The following is a 26306-nucleotide window of genomic DNA, read 5'->3' on the forward strand; positions in this document are numbered from 1 at the left end:
GGTTCTTTCGCTGAAGCCTCTGCTGTGCAAAGCAAAAAACCGCGAGCGGCTGAACTGAGCCATTCGCGGTATTTCAAGCTATAATTACGATCTTTTTGCGCCACGGCCTCCGCGCTTGGATTCCGTGTTTTTCTTGATCGAAGAAATTCGTTCTTCGCTATCCTTGAGGAAACGAGTCACTTTATCATCGAACGAAGGCTTACCGAATGCGGGCTTGCCAAATGCAGGTTTACCGCCGCCGCCCGGAGGTCTCGAAGGTCTTCCGCCGCCGCTACCGCCTCGGTTGAATCCGCCGCCACCGCCGCCGCTAAAGCGTTCGCCGCCACCGCCGCCGCTAAAGCGTTCGCCGCCACCGCTGCTAGGACCGCGATCTTGTCTAGGCGGACGTGAAGATGGCGCAGGGGCAGAACCGGCAGGTCTGTCCACGGTTTGCTTGATAGACAATCCGATCTTGCCGTCTTTGTCGACGTTGATGACTTTTACGGTCACCGTATCGCCGATCTTCAGATGATCATTCACATCTTTTACGTAGTTGTCGGCGATTTCCGAGATATGAACGAGACCCGTGACACCTCCAGACAAATCCACAAATGCTCCGAAATGCGTAATGCCTGTCACTTTGCCCTCTAATTTGGTGCCTACTTCAATTGCCATAGAATAAAATGATCCTCCCTTAAAAATATACAGCCGAAAAAGTCAAATTTCGGTCTGCGGTGATTTGATTATAACGGAAGCGTAAACGTCGGTCAACAAACAAAACCGCGTGAAACCGCGGAAAATCTACTCTCCGCCGCCTTCTCCGGTAACGCGGATCGGGATCTCTTCCGGTTTGTACATATTGTATTCTTTGCGGGCGATTTGCGAGATATATTCCGGATCCTGCAGACGCTTGATCTCGGCTTTTACTTCGCCGAGTGTCTTCTCGCTTTCAGCCTTGACCGTCTGACTTGCTTCAAGTTTCGAAGCCTTGTCCGCGATCACGGAACTTTGCCCGAAGAACGTATACCCAGCCCAACCGAACAAAACGATCATGAGGACGGCCCATAGTCGAAGGCGTTTCTTGCCGCTCTGCTGCCGGTTTGACGATGTACGCCGAACCGAGGTCCGGGTTGTCTTGGGTGATTGTTCGGGCTGATGTCTATTTGGTTTGGTTGCTGCGGAAGTCGCTCTCATGGAACCCTCCTTCACCGAACGTATTCACTCGCGCAAAAAGGCAGCGCAGTGTGTCGGCTATTATGTAAAATTGCTACAGCGGACCGATGTTTTTCGACAAAGAAAGGCCGCTAAACACGACTACTCTAGTTTTATCGGAATGTTAGTCGCCAAGCTCGATAGAGCGACAGAACTATTCTTGTCAGAATTAGGAACGGTCAATAGTCTTTACTGCCTAACTTCTACGCTTATCTTAAACATTAACACAATAAAACGCGAAATGACGCGGGAATCCGCAAATTTAGCCGAAAAAGGCGTTTCCGCTCAATATGCGGAAACGCCTTTTTCCTATTTTCAAACAGCAATCAAAAGTTCAAACCTTCTTCACGCGGAATAGGTTCTTCCTTCACGACGGTATACATGCCTGCTGCTTCATCTTTTCGGGTCGTGTCGGCGATGCGTTCGACGCGAACCGTGACGAGCTTCTGACCGAACTGTACGGTAATTTCGTCGCCGACTTTCACCGAAGCGCTGGGCTTGGCCTCGCGGCCGTTGATCAGCACGCGACCTTGCTCAGACACGTCTTTCGCTACGGTACGACGCTTGATGAGCCTGGACACCTTCAGGAATTTATCGACACGCATAATTACTTAACCGCTTCTTTAAGTTTGTTGCCCGCTTTGAATGCAGGAACGCTGGACTCGGCAATGGTGATCGGCTCGCCCGTTTGCGGGTTGCGGCCTGTGCGACCTGCGCGTTTGCGAGTTTCGAACGTACCGAAACCGATCAGTTGAACTTTGTCGCCGCCTGCCAGTGCTTCGGTTACGCCGTCCATGAAGCCGTTCAGTACCGCTTCGACTTCTTTTTTGCCTACGCCGCTTTTTTCCGCGATGCTGTTGATCAGTTCTGTTTTATTCATTCGTTTCATTCCTCCCGGGATTTTAAGGTTGCGTTTGACGGCCCCCGAACGGGAAACCTAACGCTCAATTCAATAATGATAAGCGGAGTTCGGATTGAGTTCCTTGCTGCCGCGGTTATCCGTTTTTGCGGACCCGTCCGTAAGCTTCCGTACGGTTTCAAACAGGTTCCGGCCATCGTTTCCGCATGCCCTCTTCCTCATATTCTGGATGGGAGGACGTATTCCTTTCGCGCAAACGGCGGCTTTGAAAATTTTGTGCGAAGATCCAGTTATTCCGCCGCCTTGGCTTCATTCCAGAGCGCATCCATCTCATCGAGCGTGCTGGTTTGCGGGGAGCTTCCCCGTTCGCGCAAGCGATCTTCGATGTAACGAAAACGTCGACGGAATTTGTCGTTGACGAGGGACAGCGCCTCCTCCGGATCAATCTTCAGGAAGCGCGCCGCATTGACCGCGGAGAATAACAGATCGCCGAGTTCAAGCTTGAGCGCTTCGGAGTCGGCCCCCTTGGCCAACCCTTCGCGCAGCTCGCCCAGCTCTTCTTCGATCTTGGCAAATGCGCTGGAGACTTCATCCCAATCGAAGCCGGCCTTAGCCGCCTTCTTCTGGATCTTGTAAGCCTTCATTAGCGCAGGCAGATCTCTCGGAACCCCGTCCAGCAGCGAAGCTTCAGGCTCGGATAAGCCTTTTCGCTTCTTCTCTTCCGCCTTCATGGCATCCCAATTCTTGAGAGCTTCCTCGGCATCGCCGGCGGCACTGTCGCCGAATACATGCGGATGACGGAAGATCAACTTCTCGTTCAGACCGCGGATCACGTCGTAGACGTTGAACGTCCCGACTTCCTCTTCCATTTGGGAATGAAGCATGATTTGCAGCAGCAAATCGCCCAGTTCTTCCCGCATATGATCCGGGTCGTCCTCGTCGATGGTCTCCAACACCTCATAGGTCTCTTCAATCAGGTTCTTGCGGATCGAAGCATGGGTCTGCTCCATGTCCCAAGGACAACCGCCCGGACTGCGCAGCATATTGACGATTTCATGCAAGCGGGCAAAGCTGCCCGCCCTCAAAGCCTCGTCTTCGCTGCGCGGTATGTACACCAACGACAAATTGCCGTAGCCTTCCAGGCGATCCAGTTCGTACAGGGGAACGCGCAAAATGCGTTCTTCCCCTTCTACGCCGAGGGCATGCCCCACTATGACCGGATGGTCGTCCGGGTACACGTCCATCAATCCGAGTTTAACCTCAGATGCGGTCAGCGAATCGTAGACCTGGCCGATCAGCGTATGCAGCGAAGGCCGGATGTGCTCCGACGTGACGTCGGAAGAGTCCAGCAGTTGGAAGCCTTCGATCGGATCAAAGCCGAGTCGAACGAATGCCTGATCGAGGAAGCTTTCCCCGCCGAGCACCGTCAGGGATACGTCTGCCGCTTCCGCGTATTCGCGCAGCAGCAGCACGGTCTTCTCGGCCACCATCGGGTGTCCGGGAACCGCATAGACCAAGTCTCCCTGATCGGCCAGTTCGATGATCCGGCGAGCAATACTCTCGTAAACGTCGCCGAACGACTCATTGGCCTCGTAAACGGAGTCGAACGACTCGAAAGCGATCCCTTCGGCAGCGATCCGGTGCATGACCGGATGCTCCTTCGTTCTTACGTAAACCCGGCTTGCTCCCTGAAGAATTTTCCATATGCCCAGCGTGAGTTGATCCGGGTCGCCCGAACCCAGTCCCACGACCGTAATTGCCTTACTCATTGCCGTTCCTCTCCTTCCGCTGCACCTCGCATTTTACCACTATATCACGGGTTTCGACGAATTGCGAATCTAAAATGCGCACAAGCGTTCCCCGAAGCGGCATGCTAGCTCTCGCGGCGAAGCCGTCTTGCCAGGGCGGCGAGTTTCGCGCCGCCGGGCAGTGCGGACAGCTCCGCGTCCGAGACCGCACGGGTATAGACCAGCACGGCCGCGAAGGCGAGCACGCCGGCGGCGACGCCGAAGGCGCTGGTCAGCAGCGCGCCCGTGCGGCCGCCGAGTCCCGCGGCGGACAGCAGTTCGCTCGTCAGCAAGCGAACGGCAAAGGCGGCCAGCGCCGTCAGCCCGGCGAGCAGCAGGGGCTGAAGCAGCGTGCGGCGCACTCCGCCGCGCAGCCCGGTCAAACGGGCGAGCAGCAGCACGCCGAGCAGCGCGGCGACGAGATAGGAGACGGCGCCTGCCAAGGCGGCGCCCGAAATGCCCATCAGCGGGACCAGCAGCAGGTTCAGCGTCAGTTTGAGCGTTGCCGAGACCAACAGGAACAAGGCGGGCGCCCGAACGGCTCCCATGCCCTGCAATAGCGCGGCAGAGACGATGCCGAGCGTGCCTCCGGCAGCGGACAAGGCGGTCCAACGCAGCGCGTCGGTGCCTTGCGCGTCCGCGTACAGCATGATGTTGACCGGACCGGCCAGCACGGCAAGGCCGGCTGCGGCCGTCAGGCCGAGCAGCCACAGCCAGCGCAGCGCCACGCCGGCGGAAGCGGCGATCCGCTCTTCTTGCCCCCGTGCCTTGGCCTCGGCAATAGCGGGCAGCAGCAGCGTAGACAGCGATGTTGCCAACATAAAGACGAGTTGGACAATCGGAATCCCGCGGTTGTAAATGCCGAACTGTTCCATCGAAGCCAGATCGTCCCACCCTGAACCTTGCAATAGTCGAGGTACGGTCAGCGTGTCGACCAAGCCGAGCAGCGGTTGGGACAGGGAGCCGATGAACACGGGAACGGCGTAGATCAGAAGCCGTTTGATCCAGGTTCGCGATGAAGAGCTTCGCCGATCTTCCGTACGGGGTTCCGTGCCGGGCTCGCCGGCGGCAGCCGTATCCGACGCCGCCTGCGACAGCTTCGTCGCTGCCGAAGGCGCCGAGCGACGCGTTCGTCCGTAACGCCGCCAGAACAACAGCATAACCCCAAGACCTGCCAAGCCTCCGGCAAACGAGCCCAGCGCAGCCCCGGCCGCAATCCGTTCATCAGCTGCTCCGGCCGCGTTCAATGTCAGAAGCAGCGCCACCATGACGGCAACGCGGACAATCTGCTCGGCAACTTGAGACACGGCCGTCGGCAGCGCCTGCTGCAACCCCTGAAAGAAGCCGCGCAGCGCCGCCATAGGCGGTACTACCAGCAAGGCAAGCGATACGGCTCTCAGCGGCAGCAGCGTATGGTCGCTGCCGATCCAGGCCGAGACCTGCGGCGCAAGCGTCCACATGGCCAGCGCCATCAGAAATCCCGCGGAGCAGGCCGTCAACAGTCCTGCACGCAGCACGCTGCGCACTCCCCGCTGATCCGCGCCGGCCGTGCGTTCGGCGACGTACTTGGATATGGCTGCCGGAAGCGCGGCTGTCGCAAATACGGCCAAAAACGCATAGAACGAATAAATCGTGGTATAAATGCCGAATACGCCGTCCCCGCCAATGTTTTGCAGCGGGATTTTTTGCAGCGTGCCGATCAGCTTGGATAGGATTGCCGCGGCTCCGAGAATAAACGCGCCTCTTAGCAAGCCCGATCCCGGCGACTGGGATGTTTTCACGCCGCGACCTCCTTTCGTTGTCGGAATCATCCGTTTTTGACCTAAAAAAATAGCGCGTAAAACCGCGCTATTCAGGTACTCTCATATAGACGAGAGGGCGGACCCCAATCCGCCTTCTTGTCGCATCCGTTGGTTTTACTTGCCGTCCGTCGTCGTGTCGGTCGAAGCATCCGCATCGCCGGACTCGTCCGTCGTCGTTCCTTGATCCGTCGCTGCACCTTGGTCCGCACCTTCGGTTACCGCGCCGTCCGTTCCTTCAGCCGCTCCGTCCGTCGAAGTTCCGTCCGTACCCTCGGCAGGAGTCGTCTCCGTGCCTTCGGCCGCCGGAGCTTCCTCATCAACGAACTCTTCCTTGCTCTTCGTGATGCCTTCCAGATCTTTTTCCATGAATTCGTTCAGCTTTGTCGAAGCCAGGCCGCGACGAACCGTATCCTTCATTTCATCCGTCAGCGTATCATTTCTCTTCTCGACCTTGATGATGTGGTAACCGTAATCGGTTTTGACCGGATCGCCTACCACGCCGACTTCCTGCTCCAGCGTCGCTTTTTTGAACTCTTCTACCCAACTGCTGACCGGTTGGTTTTCGTACAGGCCGCCGTTCGAAGCGGAACCCGGATCTTCCGAGTACTCTTCGGCCAATGCGGCAAAATCGCCGCCTTCATCAATCTTCGTCTTCACTTCGTCCGCCAATTTCTTGGCTTCCGCATCGGTACGTTCTTTGCCTTCCGCATCGGCCAGACCGATCAGAATATGGCGAACGTCGGCCGTCACGTAAGTGTCTTTGTTGGCATCGAACTCTTTTTGCACTTCTTCGTCGGTCACTTGGTCGGACATGTATTGAACGGCCGTCATGACCTGAGTCATATAAGTCGTCAGATCCGCTTCCGTAATGTTTTGCTCGGTCAGCATCGTTTCGAGCTGTTCCTGATCGACTTGCGCTTTCAACTGATCGATCTGCTCGGTTGCCATTTTCGCGCCTTCGGTTTTTTCTTCTTCGGTCGCTTTGCCTTCCAGATAGTTATATGCGATCTGTTGGTCCAGCATGTAGTTCTTGATTTCGGCCGAATCCATCATGGCGGCATAAGTCGGCTGCAGGAATTTCATCACGTTCAGTTCTTTGTCGAACTGATCTTGCGTTACGGTTCCCCCGTCGTACGTAGCCAATACCTTGCTGTCATCGGTCTTCGCGGTGTCGTTATCGGCTTTATCGCCGCAAGCGGCCAGCACGGAAAAAGAAAGTACCGCGACCGCGCCGAGCGACGCTAATTTGCCCCATTTTTTATGACTTGACTGCATCATGAAGTTCTCCCTTCGATTTGAACGCTTCTTGGAGGGCGCTCAGAACCTGCTCCAGCGTCTCAAGACGTCCGGCCTCCGGCAGATTCTTGCCTTTGATTTGAATCGCAAAAGGCACACCCTGCTTAAATTGTACACTGCTTTCGAATTGATTTCCAATTTGCGCGAGTTTCTTGGCATCCGCGACTTTTTCCTGTCCGTCGTAGAAGGTCACGAGCAGATCGTCGCCTTTTCGGGCAATGCTTTCGATCCCGTACAAGCGTCCGTAGATCTTGAAGCGCGCGACCTGCATCAGGCGCACGACCGCTTCCGGAAGCTCGCCGAAACGGTCCAGCAATTCGTCTTCGAGCTCCAGCACATCCTCGAACGTCGTCGCGGAAGCCACTTTTTTGTAAATTTCGATCTTCTGGATGCTGTCGTAGATGTAGTCCGAAGGCAGGTAGGCATCGATCGACAGGTCGATCATCGTGCTCCAATTCTTTTCTTCCGACGGCGCTTCGCCCAGCATCGAGATTTTGCGCTTCTGGATTTCTTCGGCCAGCATCTGCGAATACAGATCGAAGCCGACCGACGCGATGAAGCCCGATTGTTCCGCGCCCAGCAGATTGCCCGCGCCGCGGATCGACAGGTCGCGCATCGCGATCTTGAAGCCGGAACCGAGTTCCGTGAACTCTTTGATCGACTGAAGGCGTTTTTCGGCGACTTCGGTCAGCACTTTGTCTTTTTGGTAAGAGAAATACGCATACGCGATCCGGTTGGAACGTCCGACCCGGCCCCTCATCTGGTACAGCTGCGACAATCCCATTTTATCCGCGTCATGCACGATCAGCGTGTTGACGTTCGGAATGTCGACGCCCGTCTCGATAATGCTGGTACTGACGAGCACGTCCGATTCGCCTTCCAGGAAGTCGAGAATCGTCCGCTCCAGCTCCTGCTCGCTCATCTGCCCGTGCCCCACGCTGACGCGCGCATCCGGCACAAGCTCGGAAATTTCGGCCGCTTTTTCATGGATGCCCTGCACGCGGTTGTAGAGGTAGTAGACTTGGCCGCCGCGGGCAAGCTCCCGTTCGATCGCTTCCCGTACCAGCGTAGGGCTATACTCCACGACATAAGTCTGCACCGGGAACCGATTCTCCGGCGGCGTCTCGATAACCGACAGGTCGCGCACGCCCAGCATGGACATATGCAGCGTGCGCGGAATCGGCGTCGCCGTCAGCGTCAGCACGTCCACGTTGGTCTTGAGGCGCTTCAGCTTCTCCTTATGCGTCACGCCGAACCGCTGCTCTTCGTCGACGATGAGCAGGCCCAGGTCTTTGAATACGAGGTCCTGGGACAAAATGCGGTGCGTGCCGATAATGACGTCGATCGTGCCCTGCTTGACGCCTTTGATCGTCTCGTTCTGCTCTTTGCGCGAACGGAAACGGCTCAGGACGCCGATGTTGAAAGGATACCCTTCGAAGCGTTCTTTGAACGTCTCGTAATGCTGCTGGGCCAAAATGGTCGTCGGCACGAGAATCGCCACCTGCTTGCCTTCGATCGCCGCTTTGAACGCCGCGCGGATCGCGACTTCCGTTTTGCCGTAGCCGACGTCGCCGCACAGCAGCCGGTCCATCGGACGCGTCATTTCCATATCGCCTTTGATCTCTTCGATCGCCCGCAGTTGGTCGCGCGTCTCTTCGTAAGGGAACGTATTTTCGAACTCGTTCTGATCCGGCGTGTCTTTGTCGAAGCTGTACCCCGCGGAAGCTTGGCGCTCCGCGTACAGCTTGATCAGATCGTCGGCGATATCCTGCACGGACGAGCGGACTTTGGTTTTCACCCGCGTCCATTCGTTGCCGCCCAGCTTGTACACCTTCGGTTCTTTGTCTTCGGCGCCGACGTATTTCTGGATCAGGTCGATCTGCTCGATCGGCACGGACAGCTTGTCCCCGCCGGCGTACATGATATGCATGTAGTCTTTGTGGATGCCCGCGACTTCAAGCGTGCCGATCCCCAGATATTTGCCGATGCCGTGATTCTGATGGACGACGTAATCGCCGACCTTCAACTCGGTATAACTTTTGATCCGTTCCGCGTTGTCGATCTGCTTGGCCGCGGTGCTTTTGCGAACTTTGCGCTGTTTCTGCGCGAACAGTTCGCCTTCCGTGATCACGACCAGATGCGCGGACGGAAGCTCGAAGCCGCCTTGCAGATGGCCTCGCATAATTTCCGGCATTTCGATCTCGTAATCGTCCAGCACGGCGCGTATCCGTTCGGCCCGCTCCTCGTCGCCTGCCAGCATGATGATGCGCATATTGGATTTTTTCCAACGCTCCATCTCCGCCTTCAGCACGTTCATCTGCCCGTGGAAGTCCTGCATGGTCCGGCTGACGACATTGACCACCTGACCCGGATGCGTGCGCGGAATCTGACGGACGAACAGCGACAGGAACAGCGTTTGGAAAGGACGATGGTAGACGGCACTGTCGCCTTCAAGCGCAAGCGGCAGCTCCGGCAGGCTTTTTCCGCTTTGCAGCAGATGCAGATTCCACTCGGCTTCGTCGCGTTCGAGCTGCGATGCCGTATCGAGCAGGCGTGAAGGTTCGTCCATTAAGAGCAGCGTGTTTTCCGGCATGTAATCGTACAAGGTACGGCGCTCCGGGTAGATCAGCGAGACATACTTGTACATTTCCGGAAAATGAATCTGTTGGCGCAGCCATTCGATCTCGCGGCCGATTTCCTGCTGCATCGAAGCTTTGGCTTTGCGGTCAGTCATCTTTTCAAGCTGCTTCTCCAGCAACAATGCCGCCGCATCCGCCGCTTTGCGCATCCGCTCGCCGCTTGCGATCAGCTCTCGGCTTGGCATGATGGCTACTTTTTTCACCTTATCAATCGAACGCTGGTCCTCCGGATCGAAGGTGCGGATCGAATCGATCTCGTCATCGAACAGTTCAACCCGGTAAGCAAGCTGAGACGTCGTAGGGAAAAAGTCCACGATCCCGCCGCGAACGCTCATTTCTCCGCGTGTCTCGACACGCTCGACGCGCGAGTAACCAAGCTCGACCATGCGCGAAAGGAACGTTTCCAGATCAAGCGTTCCGCCTTCTTCCAGCGTAAACCTGGCTTCGCGAATAGCGGAAGGGTCCGGCACGAAACGACGCAGGCCGGAAAAAGGTACGACTAATATGCCCTTAAATCCGTCCGCGCAGCGAGTCAGCACTTCGATACGCTGGGCGATCGTTTCCGGGCTGGAAATGGCGGATTCCGCCGCGACCAATTCGTTGGCCGGGTAGAACATCACACTGCCTTCGGGAAGCGCTTCCTGAAGATCATCTGCGATTTTTTGCGCCGAGAAAATGTTATGCGTCACAATCAGCAGCGGTCGTTCCAGCTCCTGATGCAGGCCCGCCATCATCAACTGGCGCGCCGAGCCCGACAAGCCCGCGACCAGCTGTTCCTTCATCCCCGCCGATACGGCGTCCTTGATCGAGATAAAGTCCTGATCCCGGGCAACTTCTTTGATAAGCGCGTTTAACAAAGGGGGCACCTCTCTTATGCTTGTGTTGGTTCTATCCGTTAAACCGGGCCATCGTTTGTTCAAACGTATGATCCAGGCTGTATTCGATGGAGTCGCATGTTTTTTCGATCATTTCGTCCAGCAGCGGCTGTTCGGCCTTGGTGAACGGCGCCAGCACATAGTCGACGACGGCCATGCCGTTTTGCGGACGGGAGATTCCCATGCGCACCCGGTCGAACGTCTGCGTGCCGGCGTGCGCAATAATCGACTTGATGCCGTTATGGCCTCCCGCACTGCCTTGATAGCGCAAGCGAATCCGGCCGACCTCCGTATCCAGATCATCATAGACAACGATCAGGTCTTTCAGTTCGACTTTGTAATAGTTCATATAAGCACGCACCGATTCGCCGGACAAATTCATGAATGTCATCGGCTTAATGAGCGCGACTTTTTCGCGTCCGATGAAGCCTTCGCCGACCAATGCCTTGCACTTGCTTTGCGTGATCGAAATGCCATGCTTCTGCGCCAAGCGATCCAACGCCATGAATCCGACGTTGTGGCGCGTTTTTTCGTAATTTTTACCGGGATTCCCCAGCCCAACGATCCATTTCATCCGATATGACTCCTCGCCTGCAATCGTTATGGTTCTGATGCGTATTTTTGTTACAATATAGGGATAAAGCACAAGTCACCGCAGTAACGCCGCGGCGCGCTTTTCCAGTACGTTCAGCAAAGGAGCTGTAAAGCGACATGTACGAATTCGGAGCCCTGCTCAAAGATAACCGTCATTTCCACGATCATATGAACGCCGGCGTTCCCGTCGAGGTCTATCACCAAGACGTTCCGGTCGACATCGGACTGGTCACCGGCATTCACGAAAGCTTTATCGAAATCGGCCAAGCCCTCTACCATCGAGGCAGATACGTCTTCCTTTCCCGTCCGGGGTACTGAATATCGTCCCTGCCTGCACGGGCATGACGGAAACGTTCACGCCGAGAAGGGTTACGTCTCTTTCCTTCCGGAAAGGAGGCGTAACCCGCGTTATACATTGTCAACTTTTAATCAGAGGATTACGTTCGAATGAAAGGCACACGCTTCAGGTGCGTTTCATTCGAACGTAACCTTACTTTTAGCGTTAACAAGGCAGTAGGCTTTATCGCGATGGTAACACTTAAATTTCAAACAGCTTGCTGATCGACAGTTCCTCGTGGACGCGAATAATCGCTTCGCCCAGCAGCGGAGCTACGGACAGCACTTTCAACTTATTCGTCGGATTCGGATGCGTGATCGGAATGGTATCCGTCACGATCACTTCCTTAAGCGGCGAATTTTCCAGACGATCCATAGCCGGTCCGGACAGGACCGGATGCGTGCAGCAGGCATAGACTTCTTTCGCTCCGCCTTCGACCAATGCGTTGGCGCCCAGCACGATCGTGCCGGCCGTGTCGATGATGTCATCGATCAGAATGGCCGTTTTGCCTTCGATATTCCCGATAATGTTCATGACTTCGCTGACGTTCGGTTCCGGACGGCGCTTGTCGATGATCGCCAGCGGAGCGTTAAGCAGGTCCGCCAATTTGCGTGCCCGTACAACGCCGCCGTGGTCCGGCGAAACGACGATCGGATTTTCGATCTGCTTCGAACGGAAATATTGCGCCAGGATCGGCACGCCGAGCAGGTGGTCAACCGGAATGTCGAAGAAGCCCTGAATCTGCATGGCGTGCAAATCCATCGCAATGACGCGATGCGTCCCCGCTTTTTCGATCAGGTTCGCAACCAGTTTCGCCGTGATCGGATCACGCGAACGCGCTTTACGGTCTTGACGTGCATATCCGTAATACGGAATCACGACATTGATGCTTTTTGCGGAAGCACGTTTGAGTGCATCAACCATAACCAGCAGTTCCATCAGATTGTCGTTGACGGGCGCGCAGGTCGATTGGATGATGTACACGTGGCTGCCGCGAACGCTCTCGGACAATTTGACCTGAATTTCACCGTCGCTAAAGCTCGTCGTGTGCGATTCTCCCATCGGAATACCGATGTAGTCGGCGATTTGGTTCGCCAGTTTGGGATTCGAATTGCACGTGAATATTTTCAGCTTTGAATCGCAATAAGTCATGTTTTGTAAACCCTCCGTGCTGGTCATTAGTGGTATGGCACGCTGAAAGCGCCCTGGCTCTGGGAATAACGATACAGCTCCTGCCATGCAACGTGCGGAGCCTTGCCTGCTTGTTCTTCGCATCTTGATTCAGCGGTCAGCCTTGGACAATGTCTCGGGTTGACCGCTGTTTTTCATTACCCTTTACTTGCTTCCTTCTTCGCTTTGGCACGGGCCTTGATCTTATCGGCATAACCGGGCTTGTTTTCCTGACGGGCTCTACCGATTGCAAGGTCGCCTGCCGGAACCTGCTTCGTAATCGTGGAGCCTGCTACGACATAAGCACCTTTACCGACATGAACCGGCGCAATCAGGTTCACATTGCTGCCGACAAAAGCATCGTCTTCGATCTCCGTCAGCGATTTGTTGAATCCGTCGTAATTGACAGTGATGGCACCGCAGCCGATATTGACGCGGCTGCCGACCTTAGCGTCGCCGACATAGCTCAGGTGGGAAACTTTCGAATCCTGCCCGATCTCGGCATTTTTCACTTCGACGAAATTGCCTACTTTTACGCCCTCGGCCAAGCTTGCACCCGGACGCAGGTGAGCGAACGGTCCAACCGATACATGGTCGCCGACTTTCGAATCGCGGACAACGGAATGCGATACCGCCGTACCGCTGCCGATTACCGCATTCTCGATTTCGCTGTTCGGTCCGATCTTGCAGTCTTCCCCGATCGTCGTTCGGCCCGTAATGACGGTTCCCGGATACAGCACGGTATCCGAACCGATCGTCACGTCCGCGCCGATGTAGGTGGAAGACGGGTCGATCACCGTAACGCCGCCCAGCATATGCTCGCGCACGATACGCTCGCGCATCGCAGCTTCAGCCTGAGACAGCACGACGCGATCGTTGACGCCGATCGACTCATCGAGATCCTTCGTCGCATACGCAGCGATCTTGTCGCCGTCGCCGCGAAGGATACCGATCACATCCGTGATATAGTATTCGCCCTGAGCATTGTTGTTCGTAACTCGGGACAGCGCGTCGAACAATTTGCGGTTGTCAAAGCAGTACGTACCTGTGTTGATCTCGTTCACGGCCGCTTCTTCAGGCGTGCAATCCTTTTGCTCCACAATTCGAAGTACGCCTCCGTCTTCGCCGCGGATGATGCGGCCAAGTCCAGTCGGGTCCTCGGGAATCGCAGTCAAAATCGTGGCTGCCGCGCCTTCGCCTTCATGCAGAGCGATCATGGCTTCAATCGTCTCGGCGCGAACCAGCGGCGTATCGCCGCAGATCAAAATCGTCGTCCCTTCTTCTTTACCCAGAAGTTCTTCTGCCTGCTGCACGGCATGACCCGTGCCCAGCTGCTCCGCCTGGAGCGCATACTCCGCCTGGTCGCCCAGGTAAGCTTGCACGTCTTCGGCCCCATGGCCCACGATAACGACTGTACGCTCGCTGTTCGTCAGGCGAACCGTATTCACGACATGCCCAACCATAGGCTTGCCGCATACCGGATGCAACACCTTGTACAGCTTCGACTTCATTCGCTTGCCCTTGCCGGCGGCAAGAACAATCGCCATCCTCTTCAATGCTCCGCCTCCTCTTTGTTTACCCGGAAATAACCGTTGCCTGTAGAGGCGACGGTTATGTTGGGTTCGGCCCTTCGGCCGTTATTTTTGCGTCTGCTGCTGCGTCTATGTCATTCATCCGACCGCGACACTCGTTCGCGACCTTCACAAATGCGAGTTTCATCCTTCGAATCAACCTTTACGCTTGATTTCATGATAAGCAATACCTGTATTGAATATATCGCATTCCCGGCAAAAAGAAAAGGGAACCGATTCCCCCGGCTCCCGCTTCCGTCTGATTATGTGTAACTTACGCGCCTTCCTCGATCGCTTCTTCGACTTCTGCGCCTTCCACGCCGGCACGTTCGTATTCTTCGAGAACGGCAGCCTGGATCTTCTCGCGCGTGCCGGAAGAAATCGGATGGGCGATATCCCGGAACTCTCCGTCCGGTGTACGCTTGCTCGGCATTGCGACAAACATTCCGTTGTTCCCGTCGATCACCCGAATGTCGTGAACGACAAACTCGTCGTCGATCGTAATCGAAGCGATTGCCTTCATTCTACCTTCGGAGTTGACGCGGCGGAGTCTCACAGCCGTAATTTCCATCTAGGTTCACCACCTTTATCATTAGAAGACTTGGTGTATTATTCCACACCGGCTTCCAAAATCCTTCTTTTTGCGGCCGCAAATTGAGGAATTCAGGAATTTTTTTTGCTTTTATTCACGAAATCGACAGATAACGCCGTTTTCTGCTGAAACTCGTTATCAATACGTTTTGACCCATAAATAGTTTCAAAATTTTAGAAGTCATTTTCAGCCTTCTGCCTTCATTTTGAAGGAGAAACCTTTTCTATACATTCAAACCACTCATTATGCAAAAAAGCGCCTTCCCGAACGGGAAAACGCTGTTTCGATTTCTTATCTTTCAAAATAATTGCCCGGCTTAACGCCGACAACCCGATTCTTCGAATCTACCGTCTCCAGCGTAACCAAAGACACATACTCTTCCACTTGACGCTCTTCCGAGTCTACCGATCCGGAATCAAGCAGTACGCCTACGCCCGCTACCTCCGCGTCGAACTCGGCAAGCAGGTCGATCATGCCGCGCACCGTTCCGCCCGCTTTCATGAAATCGTCCACGATCAGGACACGCGACTTCTCTTTCAATGCCCGGCGCGACAACGTCATCGTATGGATGCTCTTATGCGAACCCGATACGTAGTTGATGCTGACCGCCGAACCTTCCGTTACCTGATGATCCCGGCGTACCAATACGACAGGCAGGTTCAACTTCGCGCCCGTTGCATACGCGATCGGAATTCCTTTGGTCTCCACGGTCATCACCACGTCGATATTCTTCCCGCCGAAGATCGTCGCAAAAATATCTCCGATCTCGTTAACCAGATGGGGCTGTCCGAGCAGATCGGACATATACAAGTAGCCGCCCGGCAGAATCCGCCCCGGTTCTTCCAGCTTGGTGCATACCTTTTCGATAATGCCGAGCGCCCGCTCTTCCGAGACGCGCGGAATGTACTTCACGCCGCCCGCGGCTCCCGCCAGCGTCTGCAGCTCGCCCATGCCTTCTTGCTCGAACACTTCCTTGATAATCGCCAGATCCTCGCTGATCGACGATTTCGCAGCTCCGTATCGCTCCGCAAACGTGGTCAACGGAATCAAAGAATGCGGTCTAGCCAGTAAAAACTGGGTTAACTCTACCAAACGTGCACTACGTTTTAATTTTTTCACAAAAGTTTCCTCGCTAAATCCGAATATTTTATAAAAAATATAACACCTTTGTACGTGATTGTACAAGTGAGTCTTTTAATGTTTTATAAAATATCCAAAAATAGCGAGCCCAAAACCAAAGAAAATTAGCCGGAACGGTCCAACCGGCTAATTTTCTTACAATACTCCGAGCGATCTTCAATCGAATTTTATAAAACATGAAGTACGCTTTTCGGCAAATTGAAATGTTCAACACCTCAGCGAACAAGCGACCTGACGTTCATCAGCGCTTGCACCGTTTCCGCACGCGTTACTCTGCCGGACGGTCGGAACGTACCGTCGGCGCAGCCGTTCACCATACCGAGCGAAGCGGCTTCCGCAATAGCATTCCCTGCCCAAGGACCGGCAGTTGGTTGATCGTTCTGCCGACCATACTTTGTTCAAAAAACCACTTCCACGACCCCGCCCGCTCCGTCCACCCTCACCGTTTGCCCGTCCCGCAGCAGCGCAGTCGCGTTCCCCGTCGCTACGATAGAAGGAATGCCGTACTCTCTGGCGATAATTGCCGAGTGGGACAAAATCCCGCCGGAGTCCGTCACCAGCGCGCCGATGCTCGGAAACAAAACCGACCATGCCGGCGTGGTGATCGGGCAGACGAGCACGTCGCCTTTGCGTATGCTGCCGAACTGCGATTCGTCGCGGACGATGCGCACCGTTCCGGTATACTTTCCTGCCGAAGCGGCAATGCCTCGGATGCGGGAAGGATCGGTTTGCGTTTGCCCGCTTTCTTCGGTCGCGAAAATGCGTTCGATCGCCCAGATCGCCGCTTCGGCGGACAAACGGGCTTCGGCCGGAAACGACGCGAAAGAAGGCGGAGGCGGCGGAACTTGTCCGTAGCTGGCCGGTCCGGAGTGCAACCGTGTCCTATTCATTTCGCTTTGTCGATGTTCGACCGCATGACGGATAGATACAACTTCGTTTTCCAATGCTTGCCGCGTTTCGTCGAACTCCAACCAAAATACGTCGCTTTCGCGATCCAACCGTTCCTTTTCCGCAAGGCGCCGTCCGGCTTCAAGCAGCGCGTAACGCAGCAAAGCACACGGCGCGTCGCGGTCGTAAAACCCGTGCTCTTCGCGAACGGCATAGGCCGTTTCCGCACGGGCCAGCAAATGCTTGAAGCGCGCCCGATCGCGTTCAGAACGTTTTCGCAACTCGCTTTCCGCTGCCGCCAGCCTTTGTTCGCGTCGTTGTCGGTGCAGACCGGATTTCCGTTCGGTATCGTAATCATGCCTGACCTGGCTTCGCAGAAGCTGCGTCAACAGTTCCGGCGATTCCGCCAGAGTCGGATAAGCCAATTCGGAACGCAACGCGCGGCTGCCGAACGACCGAAGATACTTATCTAGTTTGGTTGCGAAATTCCGATCCAGCTTTCGAAGTTCGGACAGCGACGCGCCGGCTTCCAATCGACGATGCAGCTCCGGCACGGCATACACCAGGCGCGCCAGTTCGGACATTTCGCGGGCAGGCGCGCTTGAAGCGACCGATAACCCTTCAAAACAGCCCATCGTCTCCGTATCTCCCCACCCGAACCAATCGCGGCACATAAAAGCAAATTCGGCCAAAGCCAGTTGCAGCGCTCCGTTGAGCAGCATATGCCGATCGAGACAATCGTTCAGGAATTCCCGCGTCTGCCCGAGATAAGCCCGCAGTTCCGTATTCGACAACGCGTGCAGATCGACCGATGCCAAAGCTTCCGCGCGGCGGATCAAATCCGGCTTCCAGTCTCGTTCCCAGCTCGCCAGCGTACGGCCGCCCACGTCCTGCCGAACAGCCTGTACCGCTCCCGCGATTCTCGACCGGATCGACGGCACGACGCGGATCAGCACCGGCATCAGCCAATCGGGCGGAGCCGGACGGTCTTTGCCCCCGAGCGGCACGGTGCGCTGGTACATCCATCCGCCGATCGAACGCTGCTCCAGCGTTTCGATCATCAACGACATGTCGCTGCACATGAGCCGCATGGCATGATTCATAGCCGGAATAAACGTGCTGCGCGTCGCGGGCGACAACGGATCGGGATAATGGGAAGCTTCCCTTTCCCAATAGCCGTCGGGAACAGAAATCGGCGTTTCCGGCGTTTCCGGCGTTTCCGACACCGGTTCCGAAAATTCTGATTCTTTCTGCGGGAACGCCGATTTCGGTCTGTCCAGCGTCGTGATCGGACGGGCTTGCAGCAGATACAACTTATCGCCGCAAATCGCCCATTCGATATCCTGCGGTTGCCCGAAAAAGGTCTCCGTGGCCCGTGCCAATTCCGCGATACGCAAAACCTGGTCGCGATCGACCGCTTTTTCCGGCGTGCTCGCGCTTACCGCTTCATTCCCGCGCACGCTCCATTCGTCGGGCGTCGCCGTTCCCGAAACCAGCCGCTCTCCGAGTCCCCGCACCGCGCTGACGACGATTTCGGAACGGTCCCCGTTGACCGGATTCGCCGTAAACGCGACGCCTGCCGCATCCGGAGCGAGCATCGGCTGAATCAGCACCGCCATAGCGCCGGCTTGTACCTGCTGCTGTTCGCGATAATGCAGCAGATGGCCGCCAAGCGCGGAAGCCCAGCATTTGCGTACGGCAAGCTCTACGTTTTCCGCCCCTTGCACATTCAAAAAGGTATCGTATTGTCCGGCAAAAGAAGCGTGGCGGGAATCTTCGGCAATACCGGAAGAACGAACGGCCAGCGACAGACCATCCAGCCGTTCCGCTTCCCGCTTCAACCGCGATTGCCATGCGGGGCCAACAGGAGTCGACAGGAAATATTCCCGCATCTCTTTCTCGCTCGCCCGTTCCGGCCTTTCCGAGACATAGGCCGCATGCGCGAGCGTCGTGATGACGAAGCCTTCCGGCACCGGAAATCCGGCTTGCAGCAACTTTGCCAGATTGGCGGCTTTGCCGCCCGCAAGTTCCGTATCGGCGCAAGCCCGTTCCGACAGCCCGATCAGCAGACGCGGACCTTCGTCGTTCGAACCTTCAACAAACAAGCCACCGGTCAAGTCGTTCATCGGGACTCCTCCTCTTTTTCGGAAAATGCCGGGGTCGAAGCTTCTGTCCGCAAAAAAGCGATTTGAGCACGCAGGCCGGTTTGCAGCGCACGGATCAAGGCGGGTTGATCTAATCCGTAACGTTCCTGCATATCGACCCACGTATTCATGCTCAACAACTGACGGATCGTTATATAAGAAGCCTGTCGCAGATCCGCATCGCTCTCGCCCGGCGCTTCGCGTTCCACCAGCAGACGTATCCATTCGTCCCGATCGCCGGTGCTGGAATGTTTGGCGTTCAGCCGAAGCGCCGACACGATCAACAGCAGCGCGCGGATCTTGGGCAGCAAATCGTAGACTTGCGGAATCATCTTCCCGATCCATTCCGGCAGTCCGTCCAGCGTGCCGCTATAAGCCGGAATCTGCCCCATATGACGATCCAGCCACCAATTCCGCAATCCTTCCAGCAAAGCTTCCCGCGAAGCGTAGTGCCGATATACCGATCCGTACGATACGTTCGCCCGCTCCGCCACTTCATGGATCGTGAAATTATGAATCCGTCCTTCCAAGATGAGCTGCTCGACCGCCTCCATAATGGCTTGGCCCGTCATTTCCTGCTGCTGTTTACGAATAGGACTTTCGTAATTCCGTTTGTTTTTGGAGGTGTTCAGTATATTCGACCTCAATTCAATGAATAATTTATACATCGAATATAAAGTGGTATTTATTTATTGTCAAACTCAAATAAAGTCCCGATTTGCATGGCGGCCGGAACTTCAAAGGTAATTGTTGTTTAAACTTTATTGATTGTCTTTTCAAAACAGTAAAGCCCCCTGCTTTTGCAAACAGGGGGGTCGCTTTTATCCTTTATGCTCTTAATCTATCTTTGTTATCGTCTTTACTTTTCGCAGCGAAATCGACGCCTCGACCTCTCATTCACGAATCGTTTTGTCCATACCGTAGATCATTAGCTAAAGGATCGCATGTCCGTTAGAACGCTCATGTTCGCGATCTTTAATCCGTAACGTGTGATCGCTTCTTGATTAAGCTTGTCCGATTGGGTCTCCAGAATCGAGGTCACATTGCGCCGCGCCAAATCTCGGCTTCCTTACGGTCAAGGGACTACCCCAACGTCCTCACCGCATAAACTTCTTCGCAAAACCCTCTTAACCCGTTACAAATCCGCTTCGCCTTCTCTTCCTTACTCACCAATCCAAATACCGTCGGCCCGCTCCCGGACATCAGCACGCCATCCGCGCCCAGATTCTCCATGACCTGCTTCAGCCGCGCCACGCCCGGATACAGCTTCAGCGTCACGTCCTCCAGCACATTCCCCAGACCGCCGCAGACGGCTTCGAACGAGCTTTGCTCCAGTGCTTCTCTCATACCCGACGCCGAAGGATGAACTGCAATCTCTGCTGCCTTCAGGTTGCCGTACACATCAGCCGTCGAGACATTGATCGGCGGCTTCGCCAATACGACCCAACAGCGCGGCGGACTCGATAACGCTTCCAGCTTCTCGCCCCGCCCCGTGGCAAGCGCTGTGCCGCCGCGTACGCAAAAAGGAACGTCGGAGCCGATCTCTGCGCCTAAATCCTCCAGTTCCGCCGTAGACAGCCCCAGCTCCCACAAACGATTCAATCCACGCAAGGCTGCCGCCGCATCGCTGCTGCCTCCAGCTAATCCAGCCGCAACCGGAATCCGTTTCTCCAGATGCATATGCACCCCGCGATTGATCCCAAAGCGCTGGCGCAGCAGGCGTGCCGCACGCACCGCCAGGTTTTTATCGTCAAGCGGAATATAACCGGATTGGCTGGACAACGAGATTCGGCTCGTCCCCGGATCATGCAGCGTCAGCCGGTCGGCCAGATCCACCATCGTCATAACCATTTCTACTTCGTGAAATCCGTCGTTGCGTTTATGTAAAACGTCCAGCATCAGATTGATCTTTGCCGGCGCCTTTTCGTAAATAAACAAACTTTCCACCGCCCCTGCCTAGTCACCGGTATCCCGGTTTCTTTTTCCGAAGAACTTAGGTTATTATATGCAAAATCCGACACGAAGTCTATTGACCTGTTACCTTATCAACTGGCGTCGACAAGGTACTTCCCCATACACAAACAAAGGCGACCTTCACAAGCGCGAAGGTCGCCTCTCAAAAATAACGTGTCAATCAGGCGCCGGCGTAAGCGATTGGAATCTCCGAATCGTCTTGCACTAGCGAAAGCTCAACCGTCTCTGTCAAAACATCGGCATAGCTATAAGATACTCGGCCCGAAGCGTGTTCAGCCTCTTCTTCAAGCATGACGGTGAATACCGCCGGGTAAGTTCCTTCGAGGACTCCTGTTTGCTCGACCGTCTTGCGTCGTCCTCCATTGGCACGAAGCATGACTCGGTGTCCTACATGAGCTTCGAGACTGCGTTTGATATCCGATAGCGTTTGATGTGCCATTCTTCTCAACCACCTCTCTCATACAGTTAATTGTAACATTTTGAGAGGCAGTTGTCAAATCAAATATTTCATTATATCAGTATTATTTTAACGCTGTCAACGGGGATTTTTTCGGAAAAATAGCCTTCTCCCGCACCCTAGCCCGATATGCGAATGGTGACGGCAATTCACGCTCCGTATCAGGCTTTAGGGCACTCTTTTACATTGGCTCTCTACGCATTTTGCGAATTCGCTCGGCAGGCTGAATCGATTCTTAACGAAGGCCTTCGCGAAGGAAGATACCGCTCAAACGCGCATACTCCTCCATCGATACGGTCTCGGCACGCCGCGAAGGTTCGATCCCCGCTTCATGCAGCAGCCCCTCCATGCGCTCGCGTCCTTCTTGCGAGAAGTAACGTGCGCGAAGGTTATTGGCAATCGTTTTACGACGTTGGGTAAACGAGGCCTGCACGAGCGTAAAGAAATGCTCTTCGTCCGCAACTTCGACCGGCGGCTTGTCCCGCACCTTCAAACGAATCACTGCGGACTCGACATTCGGCTGCGGAATAAACACGGTGCGCGGCACGATGCAGACCAACTCCGGTTCGCTGTAATACTGCACGGCAATGCTCAAGCTTCCGTATTCCTTGCCTCCGGGAGAAGCGGACATGCGCTCGGCAACTTCCTTTTGGATCATGACCACGATGTTCTCCAGCGGAAGCTTCTCTTCGAGCAGCTTCATCAGAATCGGCGTCGTCACGTAATACGGAAGATTGGCAACCACGCTGACTTTCTCGCTGCGCACGAACACTTCGTCGAACAATGCCTTCAGATCCACCTTAAGCACGTCTGCCTCGCGTACGGTCACGTTGCCGTACGGGCCCAGCACGTCCTTCAGAATCGGAATCAGACGGCGGTCGATCTCGACGGCCGCAACCTCGCCCGCGCCGAGCGCAAGCTTTTCCGTCAACGCTCCGATACCCGGTCCGATCTCAAGCGCGCCCTTGGTCGGATCGAGATCGGCTGCGGCTACGATTTTACCCAGAATATTTTGATCGATCAGAAAATTCTGACCGAGACTTTTTTTGAAGGAAAAACGGTGTTTGTCGATAATTTCTTTGGTTCGCTTAGGCGAAGCAATACTTTCTTTTTCGTTCATGAACTCACGATCCTTCATTTTCGATTTGGGCCAGCGCGTCAGCGAACTCTTGCGGCGAGATCTGGAACATCCGCATGCGATTGTGGAACTGCTTGCCGTTGCAATAGCCGATTCCGAGCAGATTGCCCATCGCCATCCGACGCGAAGCCGCGTTTTTATGCACGATCAGTCCGGCTTCGATCAGATCCTGCCAGTCGATCATGCTTTCCTTGCCCGGCATCTCCGTGTGCACGCGCTCCAAAGCAAGGCGAATCGCTTCAGGCGACGCATTTTCCACGCCGATATCGCCTTTTCGCGTCGCGTCTGCTTCCGGAATAAAAGCATGTTTGCAGCCGGGAACCTTCTGAGCGACAATCTTCCGAATTCGCTCGCCCGCAAAGTCGGGGTCCGTCAAAATGATCACGCCTCGACGCTCCATCGCAAGTTGAACGCGACGAATCACCGCGGCGCCTATCGCGGATCCGCCCGTCTCGATGGTATCTGCCTCGACCGCACGCTTGACCGCTACGGTATCGTCGCGGCCTTCCACGACAATCACTTCTTTAATCATGTGATATCCCCTTGCCTCTCATAACAAAAAGAAGGGTCAACGTAGTCTCCCCTTCTTTGATTTCGATCCTGCTTCAATATCGTTGATTATACCACTTCCGAGCCATCAGCGTAAACGACCGCTTTGACGAAAAGAATCCGGCAGATCGGATTCGATCTGCCGGATTCCCTAATGACGAAGCTTATTACGGCTTGTTCGGTCCGATAACGTAAATCGTCAAACCGGACTTGCGGCCGAAGTTCAGCGCCGTGCTGAGTCTGTCATAATACATGTCGATCTTCTTGCCTTTGATTGCGCTGCCCGTATCTTCCGCTTTGCGGTAACCGTAACCTTCGATGTATACCCACCATCCGAGCGGGATCACGTTCGGGTCGACAGCGATAGTGCGTCCTTCAGCTACCGTAGTGCCTGTTGCGGTACGCGTACCGATTCCCGGTTGCTCCGAAGAATAAGCGGTTGCGGCCACTCCGGTCAGCACAGTCTTATATTCAAAGCCTTTAGCGGACTTCGACTCGGAAGAAGACGTCGTTTTCGCGGCCGCGGCCGGAGCAAACGTCTTCTCGACGACCGGTTCTTTCGTTCCGACCGCGATAATCTCATCCTGCTTTTCGGTTTTCACTTTTTTGTCCACGACATACTTCGTCACGAACTCTCCATCTTGGTAGACCTTCTCGACCGTTTGAATCACGACGCCTTCGACGCCGGATTGAATCGTTTTGGTTTTCCCTTTGAGCAGAGTCGAATCTTCTTTTTCCGTCGTCTTGTACGGCACTTTGACTTCGACATCAGCCGTGAACTTGTTGATCCGGTATACGGATACGTCCATGTTCTCCGTCAAAGGCGTCGACTCGCCCGGATACACTTTATCGTGGTCTCCGATCGCGACGTCTTTGTCTGCCAGAACGGCTTCAACGGTTCTGGCCGTCGTGAAGGTGGTGCTGCTTTCGCCGCCCACTTTCAGGTTGACCGGAATAGCCGTCGTGATATCGATCTTGCCGTCTGCTTCGACCGCCGAACTGAGCGGTACCGAAATTTCGTCGTGCGCGCCGAACTCGATGTCCCAGCCCGCAAGCGCAGCGGCTACCGTCGATTCTGCCGTGTACGCTTTTTTGCTTTTGCCGTCGACCGACAAGGTTACGGGAACAGCCGAAGTGATTTCGACCTTACTGCCGTTTTGCACGGCGGAGCTAACCGGTACCGAAATCTTGTCGAACTGTCCGAGTTCCACGTTCCAGCCTTCAAGCGCAGCTGCGATCGTCTTCGCGGTTGTGTACCGCTGTTCGCTTTTGCCGTCGACTGTCAGAGTGACCGGCAATGCCGTCGTGATCGCGATGCGATCGCCGTCCTGAATCGAAGCGCCAAGCGACTTGGAGACATCGTCCTGCGGTTTAAAGCTGAGCGAATGCTCGTCCAGAAGTTCCTGGAGGCTGCCCTTGTGCGTGGTCAGCGTTTGTTCTTTCCCGTCTACGATCAGCACGATCTGCTTCTCGGCCTGCGCATACAACCCGAGGAGCACCATCGTCACGACCGCGACGACGAATAATGCGACACCCAAAATTTGGAGCCCGTTCTGGCGCTTCCAACGCAAAGCGTAAGTCATGCTGGATGATCGTGAACCATGGGTGTCTTCTTTCGTGAAAATGCCCACTCTTCCGTCCTCCTCCATAGCCCCGCCGTCAAGTACGTACATGAAAAGATTGACGCGACTACTTGCTATTTTTTCGTAGAAACGCGCAGCACAAAAATCGTGTTTTCCCGAACATGCCGGTTGCGCCGTCTCTACGTTCATCCCGTTCTAAAAGCCCAGCCGGATCCTGTCGAACCTATTCGAACTTAATCGCCCGAAATCCGCATCAACCGATCCTGCGCTTACGTACGCCATTCCTTATCAAGCAAACCTGCCATAAAACAAAAGAAGCCTGTGGAAAGAGGACTTAAGGAATCTTAAGAGGTCTCTTCCGCGGGCTTCCCTCTTAAAAATCGACAAGTTGACGATCTGAGGAAAACATAAGGCGCGTGGCTGCCTCTCTCTTATTTTTGCGCTTACGAGGTTAGCTGTCGGGTTCGGACGAAGAGAGTCGTCCTATGGCGATTCTTCCGCTCATGGCGAGAAGATCTCCAATTCACCCCGTAGACCCATTGGAAAAGGAATCGACCACGGCTGCTTTTTCCGTCACTTAAGTTTCGGATTTCGAACAAGCATGCCGCTTCGGGTTCCCCCGTTCTCCGTTATGTATGACGAAGATTCAGCGAGACGGTACATGAATTTGTCGGATTAACCGAACATACGGCCGGATTAATCACTGACAAGATAATAGCGTTTTTCGAAGGGGTTTGTAAAGCGGCGCAATTTCACGTTTAACGGATTAAAAGGTTAAAACTTTGTAACATTCTCTCCTTTTTTCGGACAAAGAGATTAATTTCTCGTAAATACTCCCTTTTTCGGCCAATTTGCTCCCTTTCTTAGCTGATACCAAAAAGCTTATTCGCGTTTTTCATCGTCTGTTCGGCAATTTCTTCCAAAGAAACCCCTTTTAGCTGAGCCGCCGTCTCGGCAACGAGGCGAACATACGCGGTCTCGTTTCGCTTACCTCGATAAGGATGCGGAGTCAAGTAAGGAGCATCGGTTTCGATCAACAAACGGTCCATCGGCGTCTTCTCCAGAACCTCTTTCGGCTGCTTTGCGTTTTTAAAAGTAACCGGGCCTCCGAACGAGAGATGGAAGCCCATATCGAGACAGATTTTCGCCGTTTCCCAACTGCCCGAGAACGCGTGCATGATCCCGCCTACCTCGCTGGCATTTTCTTCTTTCAAAATCCGAATGGTGTCTTCATGCGCTTCGCGGTTGTGAATAACGATCGGAAGCTTAACCCGCTTCGCCAAAGCGATTTGTTCGCGGAGCACGCGGTGCTGCACGTCTTTCGGCGATTTATCCCAATGGTAATCCAGCCCAATCTCGCCGATTGCGACCACTTTTTCATGACCGCACAGCGATTCGATCCATTCCAGGTCTCCTTCTTGCATATCGATCGCGTCCACAGGGTGCCAGCCGATCGCCGCATAGACGAAATCGTACTTTTCCGCCAATGCCAACGTCGTCGGAATCGTTTCGCGATTGAATCCGATATTCACCAGTCGACTTACTCCGGCTTCCACGGCCCGAGCCATCGCCGCATCGCGATCTTCCTCGAATTCCGGTGCATCCATATGAGTATGAGTATCAAATAACATGCGTTCAGCTCCTTTTCATAAAAAAATCGGCAACCAAGCGTCAGCTGCCGACTTGTTTTCTATCCTGGCGATTTTGCAAAAAACAGCTT

22 protein-coding genes, 1 pseudogene and 1 riboswitch are annotated in these 26306 nt (G+C 54.8%); of the genes and pseudogenes, 1 reads left to right on the top strand and 22 read right to left on the bottom strand.

Going from position 1 to position 26306, the window contains the following annotated elements; genetic code table 11:
- Positions 1-84 precede the first annotated feature (84 nt).
- The 9 genes from HRQ63_RS25210 to pth form a co-directional block, all read right to left on the bottom strand.
- The gene (locus HRQ63_RS25210) at positions 85-654 is read right to left on the bottom strand and encodes a S1 domain-containing RNA-binding protein (RefSeq protein WP_172247870.1); all 570 of its coding nucleotides are present in this window, start codon (positions 652-654) and stop codon (positions 85-87) included.
- A 126-nt stretch (positions 655-780) separates the two neighbouring features.
- The gene (locus HRQ63_RS25215) at positions 781-1173 is read right to left on the bottom strand and encodes an FtsB family cell division protein (protein ID WP_172247871.1); all 393 of its coding nucleotides are present in this window, start codon (positions 1171-1173) and stop codon (positions 781-783) included.
- Positions 1174-1517: 344 nt separating this feature from the next.
- Positions 1518-1796: an RNA-binding S4 domain-containing protein gene (locus HRQ63_RS25220; protein WP_037286016.1), complete on the bottom strand. Its 279-nt coding sequence runs from the start codon at positions 1794-1796 to the stop codon at positions 1518-1520.
- A gap of 2 nt (positions 1797-1798) precedes the next feature.
- Entirely contained in the window at positions 1799-2071 is a 273-nt protein-coding gene (locus HRQ63_RS25225; RefSeq protein ID WP_037286019.1) for an HU family DNA-binding protein, read from the bottom strand.
- Between the two features lie 269 nt (positions 2072-2340).
- Positions 2341-3819: a bifunctional methyltransferase/pyrophosphohydrolase YabN gene (gene yabN / locus HRQ63_RS25230; RefSeq protein WP_172247872.1), complete on the bottom strand. Its 1479-nt coding sequence runs from the start codon at positions 3817-3819 to the stop codon at positions 2341-2343.
- Positions 3820-3923: 104 nt separating this feature from the next.
- Positions 3924-5618, bottom strand: a complete 1695-nt coding sequence (locus HRQ63_RS25235) for a putative polysaccharide biosynthesis protein (RefSeq protein WP_229714351.1) — start codon at positions 5616-5618, stop codon at positions 3924-3926.
- 135 nt (positions 5619-5753) lie between these two features.
- Positions 5754-6917, bottom strand: coding sequence for a peptidylprolyl isomerase (locus tag HRQ63_RS25240; RefSeq protein WP_172247874.1), 1164 nt, complete (start codon positions 6915-6917; stop codon positions 5754-5756).
- Positions 6898-10431, bottom strand: a complete 3534-nt coding sequence (gene mfd, locus HRQ63_RS25245) for a transcription-repair coupling factor (protein WP_172247875.1) — start codon at positions 10429-10431, stop codon at positions 6898-6900. The genes HRQ63_RS25240 and mfd overlap by 20 nt, the downstream gene beginning before the upstream one ends.
- Before the next feature lie 31 nt (positions 10432-10462).
- Positions 10463-11023, bottom strand: coding sequence for an aminoacyl-tRNA hydrolase (gene pth / locus HRQ63_RS25250; RefSeq protein WP_172247876.1), 561 nt, complete (start codon positions 11021-11023; stop codon positions 10463-10465).
- Between the two features lie 137 nt (positions 11024-11160).
- On the opposite strand from pth, the gene HRQ63_RS25255 reads away from it, so the two are divergent.
- On the top strand, positions 11161-11361 hold the full coding sequence (locus HRQ63_RS25255) for a hypothetical protein (protein WP_037286034.1): 201 nt from the start codon (positions 11161-11163) through the stop codon (positions 11359-11361).
- 220 nt (positions 11362-11581) lie between these two features.
- On the opposite strand, the gene HRQ63_RS25260 is transcribed toward HRQ63_RS25255, so the two are convergent.
- The 13 genes and pseudogenes from HRQ63_RS25260 to HRQ63_RS25320 form a co-directional block, all read right to left on the bottom strand.
- Positions 11582-12532 carry a ribose-phosphate diphosphokinase gene (locus HRQ63_RS25260; protein ID WP_037286036.1) on the bottom strand — a complete coding sequence of 317 codons (951 nt, stop codon included), beginning with the start codon at positions 12530-12532 and terminating at the stop codon, positions 11582-11584.
- A 176-nt stretch (positions 12533-12708) separates the two neighbouring features.
- Positions 12709-14097, bottom strand: a complete 1389-nt coding sequence (gene glmU, locus HRQ63_RS25265) for a bifunctional UDP-N-acetylglucosamine diphosphorylase/glucosamine-1-phosphate N-acetyltransferase GlmU (RefSeq protein ID WP_172247899.1) — start codon at positions 14095-14097, stop codon at positions 12709-12711.
- A gap of 298 nt (positions 14098-14395) precedes the next feature.
- Complete coding sequence (gene spoVG / locus HRQ63_RS25270; protein ID WP_037286039.1) at positions 14396-14692, bottom strand: septation regulator SpoVG; 297 nt, start codon at positions 14690-14692, stop codon at positions 14396-14398.
- A gap of 312 nt (positions 14693-15004) precedes the next feature.
- Complete coding sequence (purR, locus tag HRQ63_RS25275) at positions 15005-15832, bottom strand: pur operon repressor (protein WP_172247877.1); 828 nt, start codon at positions 15830-15832, stop codon at positions 15005-15007.
- 236 nt (positions 15833-16068) lie between these two features.
- Positions 16069-16218: pseudogene (locus HRQ63_RS26410) on the bottom strand (S-layer homology domain-containing protein); the annotation flags it as partial.
- A 33-nt stretch (positions 16219-16251) separates the two neighbouring features.
- Entirely contained in the window at positions 16252-18867 is a 2616-nt protein-coding gene (locus tag HRQ63_RS25285; protein WP_172247878.1) for a PEP/pyruvate-binding domain-containing protein, read from the bottom strand.
- Positions 18864-19457, bottom strand: coding sequence for a TetR/AcrR family transcriptional regulator (locus HRQ63_RS25290; RefSeq protein ID WP_172247879.1), 594 nt, complete (start codon positions 19455-19457; stop codon positions 18864-18866). Before HRQ63_RS25290 ends, HRQ63_RS25285 begins: the two co-directional genes overlap by 4 nt.
- A gap of 511 nt (positions 19458-19968) precedes the next feature.
- Positions 19969-20823: a 4-(cytidine 5'-diphospho)-2-C-methyl-D-erythritol kinase gene (ispE, locus tag HRQ63_RS25295; RefSeq protein WP_172247880.1), complete on the bottom strand. Its 855-nt coding sequence runs from the start codon at positions 20821-20823 to the stop codon at positions 19969-19971.
- 196 nt (positions 20824-21019) lie between these two features.
- On the bottom strand, positions 21020-21298 hold the full coding sequence (locus HRQ63_RS25300) for a Veg family protein (protein ID WP_172247881.1): 279 nt from the start codon (positions 21296-21298) through the stop codon (positions 21020-21022).
- 253 nt (positions 21299-21551) lie between these two features.
- A complete protein-coding gene (gene rsmA, locus HRQ63_RS25305) occupies positions 21552-22436 on the bottom strand; it encodes a 16S rRNA (adenine(1518)-N(6)/adenine(1519)-N(6))-dimethyltransferase RsmA (protein ID WP_172247882.1) in 885 nt (294 codons plus the stop codon).
- 4 nt (positions 22437-22440) lie between these two features.
- On the bottom strand, positions 22441-22986 hold the full coding sequence (gene rnmV, locus HRQ63_RS25310; protein ID WP_172247883.1) for a ribonuclease M5: 546 nt from the start codon (positions 22984-22986) through the stop codon (positions 22441-22443).
- Positions 22987-23170: 184 nt separating this feature from the next.
- A complete protein-coding gene (locus HRQ63_RS25315) occupies positions 23171-24634 on the bottom strand; it encodes a ubiquitin-like domain-containing protein (protein ID WP_172247884.1) in 1464 nt (487 codons plus the stop codon).
- 377 nt (positions 24635-25011) lie between these two features.
- Positions 25012-25248: riboswitch (cyclic di-AMP (ydaO/yuaA leader) on the bottom strand.
- A gap of 201 nt (positions 25249-25449) precedes the next feature.
- Positions 25450-26217, bottom strand: a complete 768-nt coding sequence (locus HRQ63_RS25320) for a TatD family hydrolase (protein ID WP_172247885.1) — start codon at positions 26215-26217, stop codon at positions 25450-25452.
- Positions 26218-26306 lie beyond the last annotated feature (89 nt).

It is taken from the genome of Saccharibacillus endophyticus (assembly GCF_013185185.1).
GTDB lineage: Bacteria > Bacillota > Bacilli > Paenibacillales > Paenibacillaceae > Saccharibacillus > Saccharibacillus endophyticus.

What these genes read in the sequence shown, in the direction of transcription:
- HRQ63_RS25240 (WP_172247874.1), bottom strand. Translation starts at nt 6,917, where the DNA reads ATGATGCAGTCAAGTCATAAAAAATGGGGCAAATTAGCGTCGCTCGGC.
- HRQ63_RS25225 (WP_037286019.1), bottom strand. Translation starts at nt 2,071, where the DNA reads ATGAATAAAACAGAACTGATCAACAGCATCGCGGAAAAAAGCGGCGTA.
- HRQ63_RS25285 (WP_172247878.1), bottom strand. Translation starts at nt 18,867, where the DNA reads ATGAACGACTTGACCGGTGGCTTGTTTGTTGAAGGTTCGAACGACGAA.
- yabN (WP_172247872.1), bottom strand. Translation starts at nt 3,819, where the DNA reads ATGAGTAAGGCAATTACGGTCGTGGGACTGGGTTCGGGCGACCCGGAT.
- rsmA (WP_172247882.1), bottom strand. Translation starts at nt 22,436, where the DNA reads ATGAACGAAAAAGAAAGTATTGCTTCGCCTAAGCGAACCAAAGAAATT.
- spoVG (WP_037286039.1), bottom strand. Translation starts at nt 14,692, where the DNA reads ATGGAAATTACGGCTGTGAGACTCCGCCGCGTCAACTCCGAAGGTAGA.
- HRQ63_RS25220 (WP_037286016.1), bottom strand. Translation starts at nt 1,796, where the DNA reads ATGCGTGTCGATAAATTCCTGAAGGTGTCCAGGCTCATCAAGCGTCGT.
- pth (WP_172247876.1), bottom strand. Translation starts at nt 11,023, where the DNA reads ATGAAATGGATCGTTGGGCTGGGGAATCCCGGTAAAAATTACGAAAAA.
- HRQ63_RS25215 (WP_172247871.1), bottom strand. Translation starts at nt 1,173, where the DNA reads ATGAGAGCGACTTCCGCAGCAACCAAACCAAATAGACATCAGCCCGAA.
- HRQ63_RS25255 (WP_037286034.1), top strand. Translation starts at nt 11,161, where the DNA reads ATGTACGAATTCGGAGCCCTGCTCAAAGATAACCGTCATTTCCACGAT.
- HRQ63_RS25300 (WP_172247881.1), bottom strand. Translation starts at nt 21,298, where the DNA reads ATGGCACATCAAACGCTATCGGATATCAAACGCAGTCTCGAAGCTCAT.
- HRQ63_RS25260 (WP_037286036.1), bottom strand. Translation starts at nt 12,532, where the DNA reads ATGACTTATTGCGATTCAAAGCTGAAAATATTCACGTGCAATTCGAAT.
- rnmV (WP_172247883.1), bottom strand. Translation starts at nt 22,986, where the DNA reads ATGATTAAAGAAGTGATTGTCGTGGAAGGCCGCGACGATACCGTAGCG.
- HRQ63_RS25210 (WP_172247870.1), bottom strand. Translation starts at nt 654, where the DNA reads ATGGCAATTGAAGTAGGCACCAAATTAGAGGGCAAAGTGACAGGCATT.
- glmU (WP_172247899.1), bottom strand. Translation starts at nt 14,097, where the DNA reads ATGGCGATTGTTCTTGCCGCCGGCAAGGGCAAGCGAATGAAGTCGAAG.
- HRQ63_RS25290 (WP_172247879.1), bottom strand. Translation starts at nt 19,457, where the DNA reads ATGACGGGCCAAGCCATTATGGAGGCGGTCGAGCAGCTCATCTTGGAA.
- HRQ63_RS25320 (WP_172247885.1), bottom strand. Translation starts at nt 26,217, where the DNA reads ATGTTATTTGATACTCATACTCATATGGATGCACCGGAATTCGAGGAA.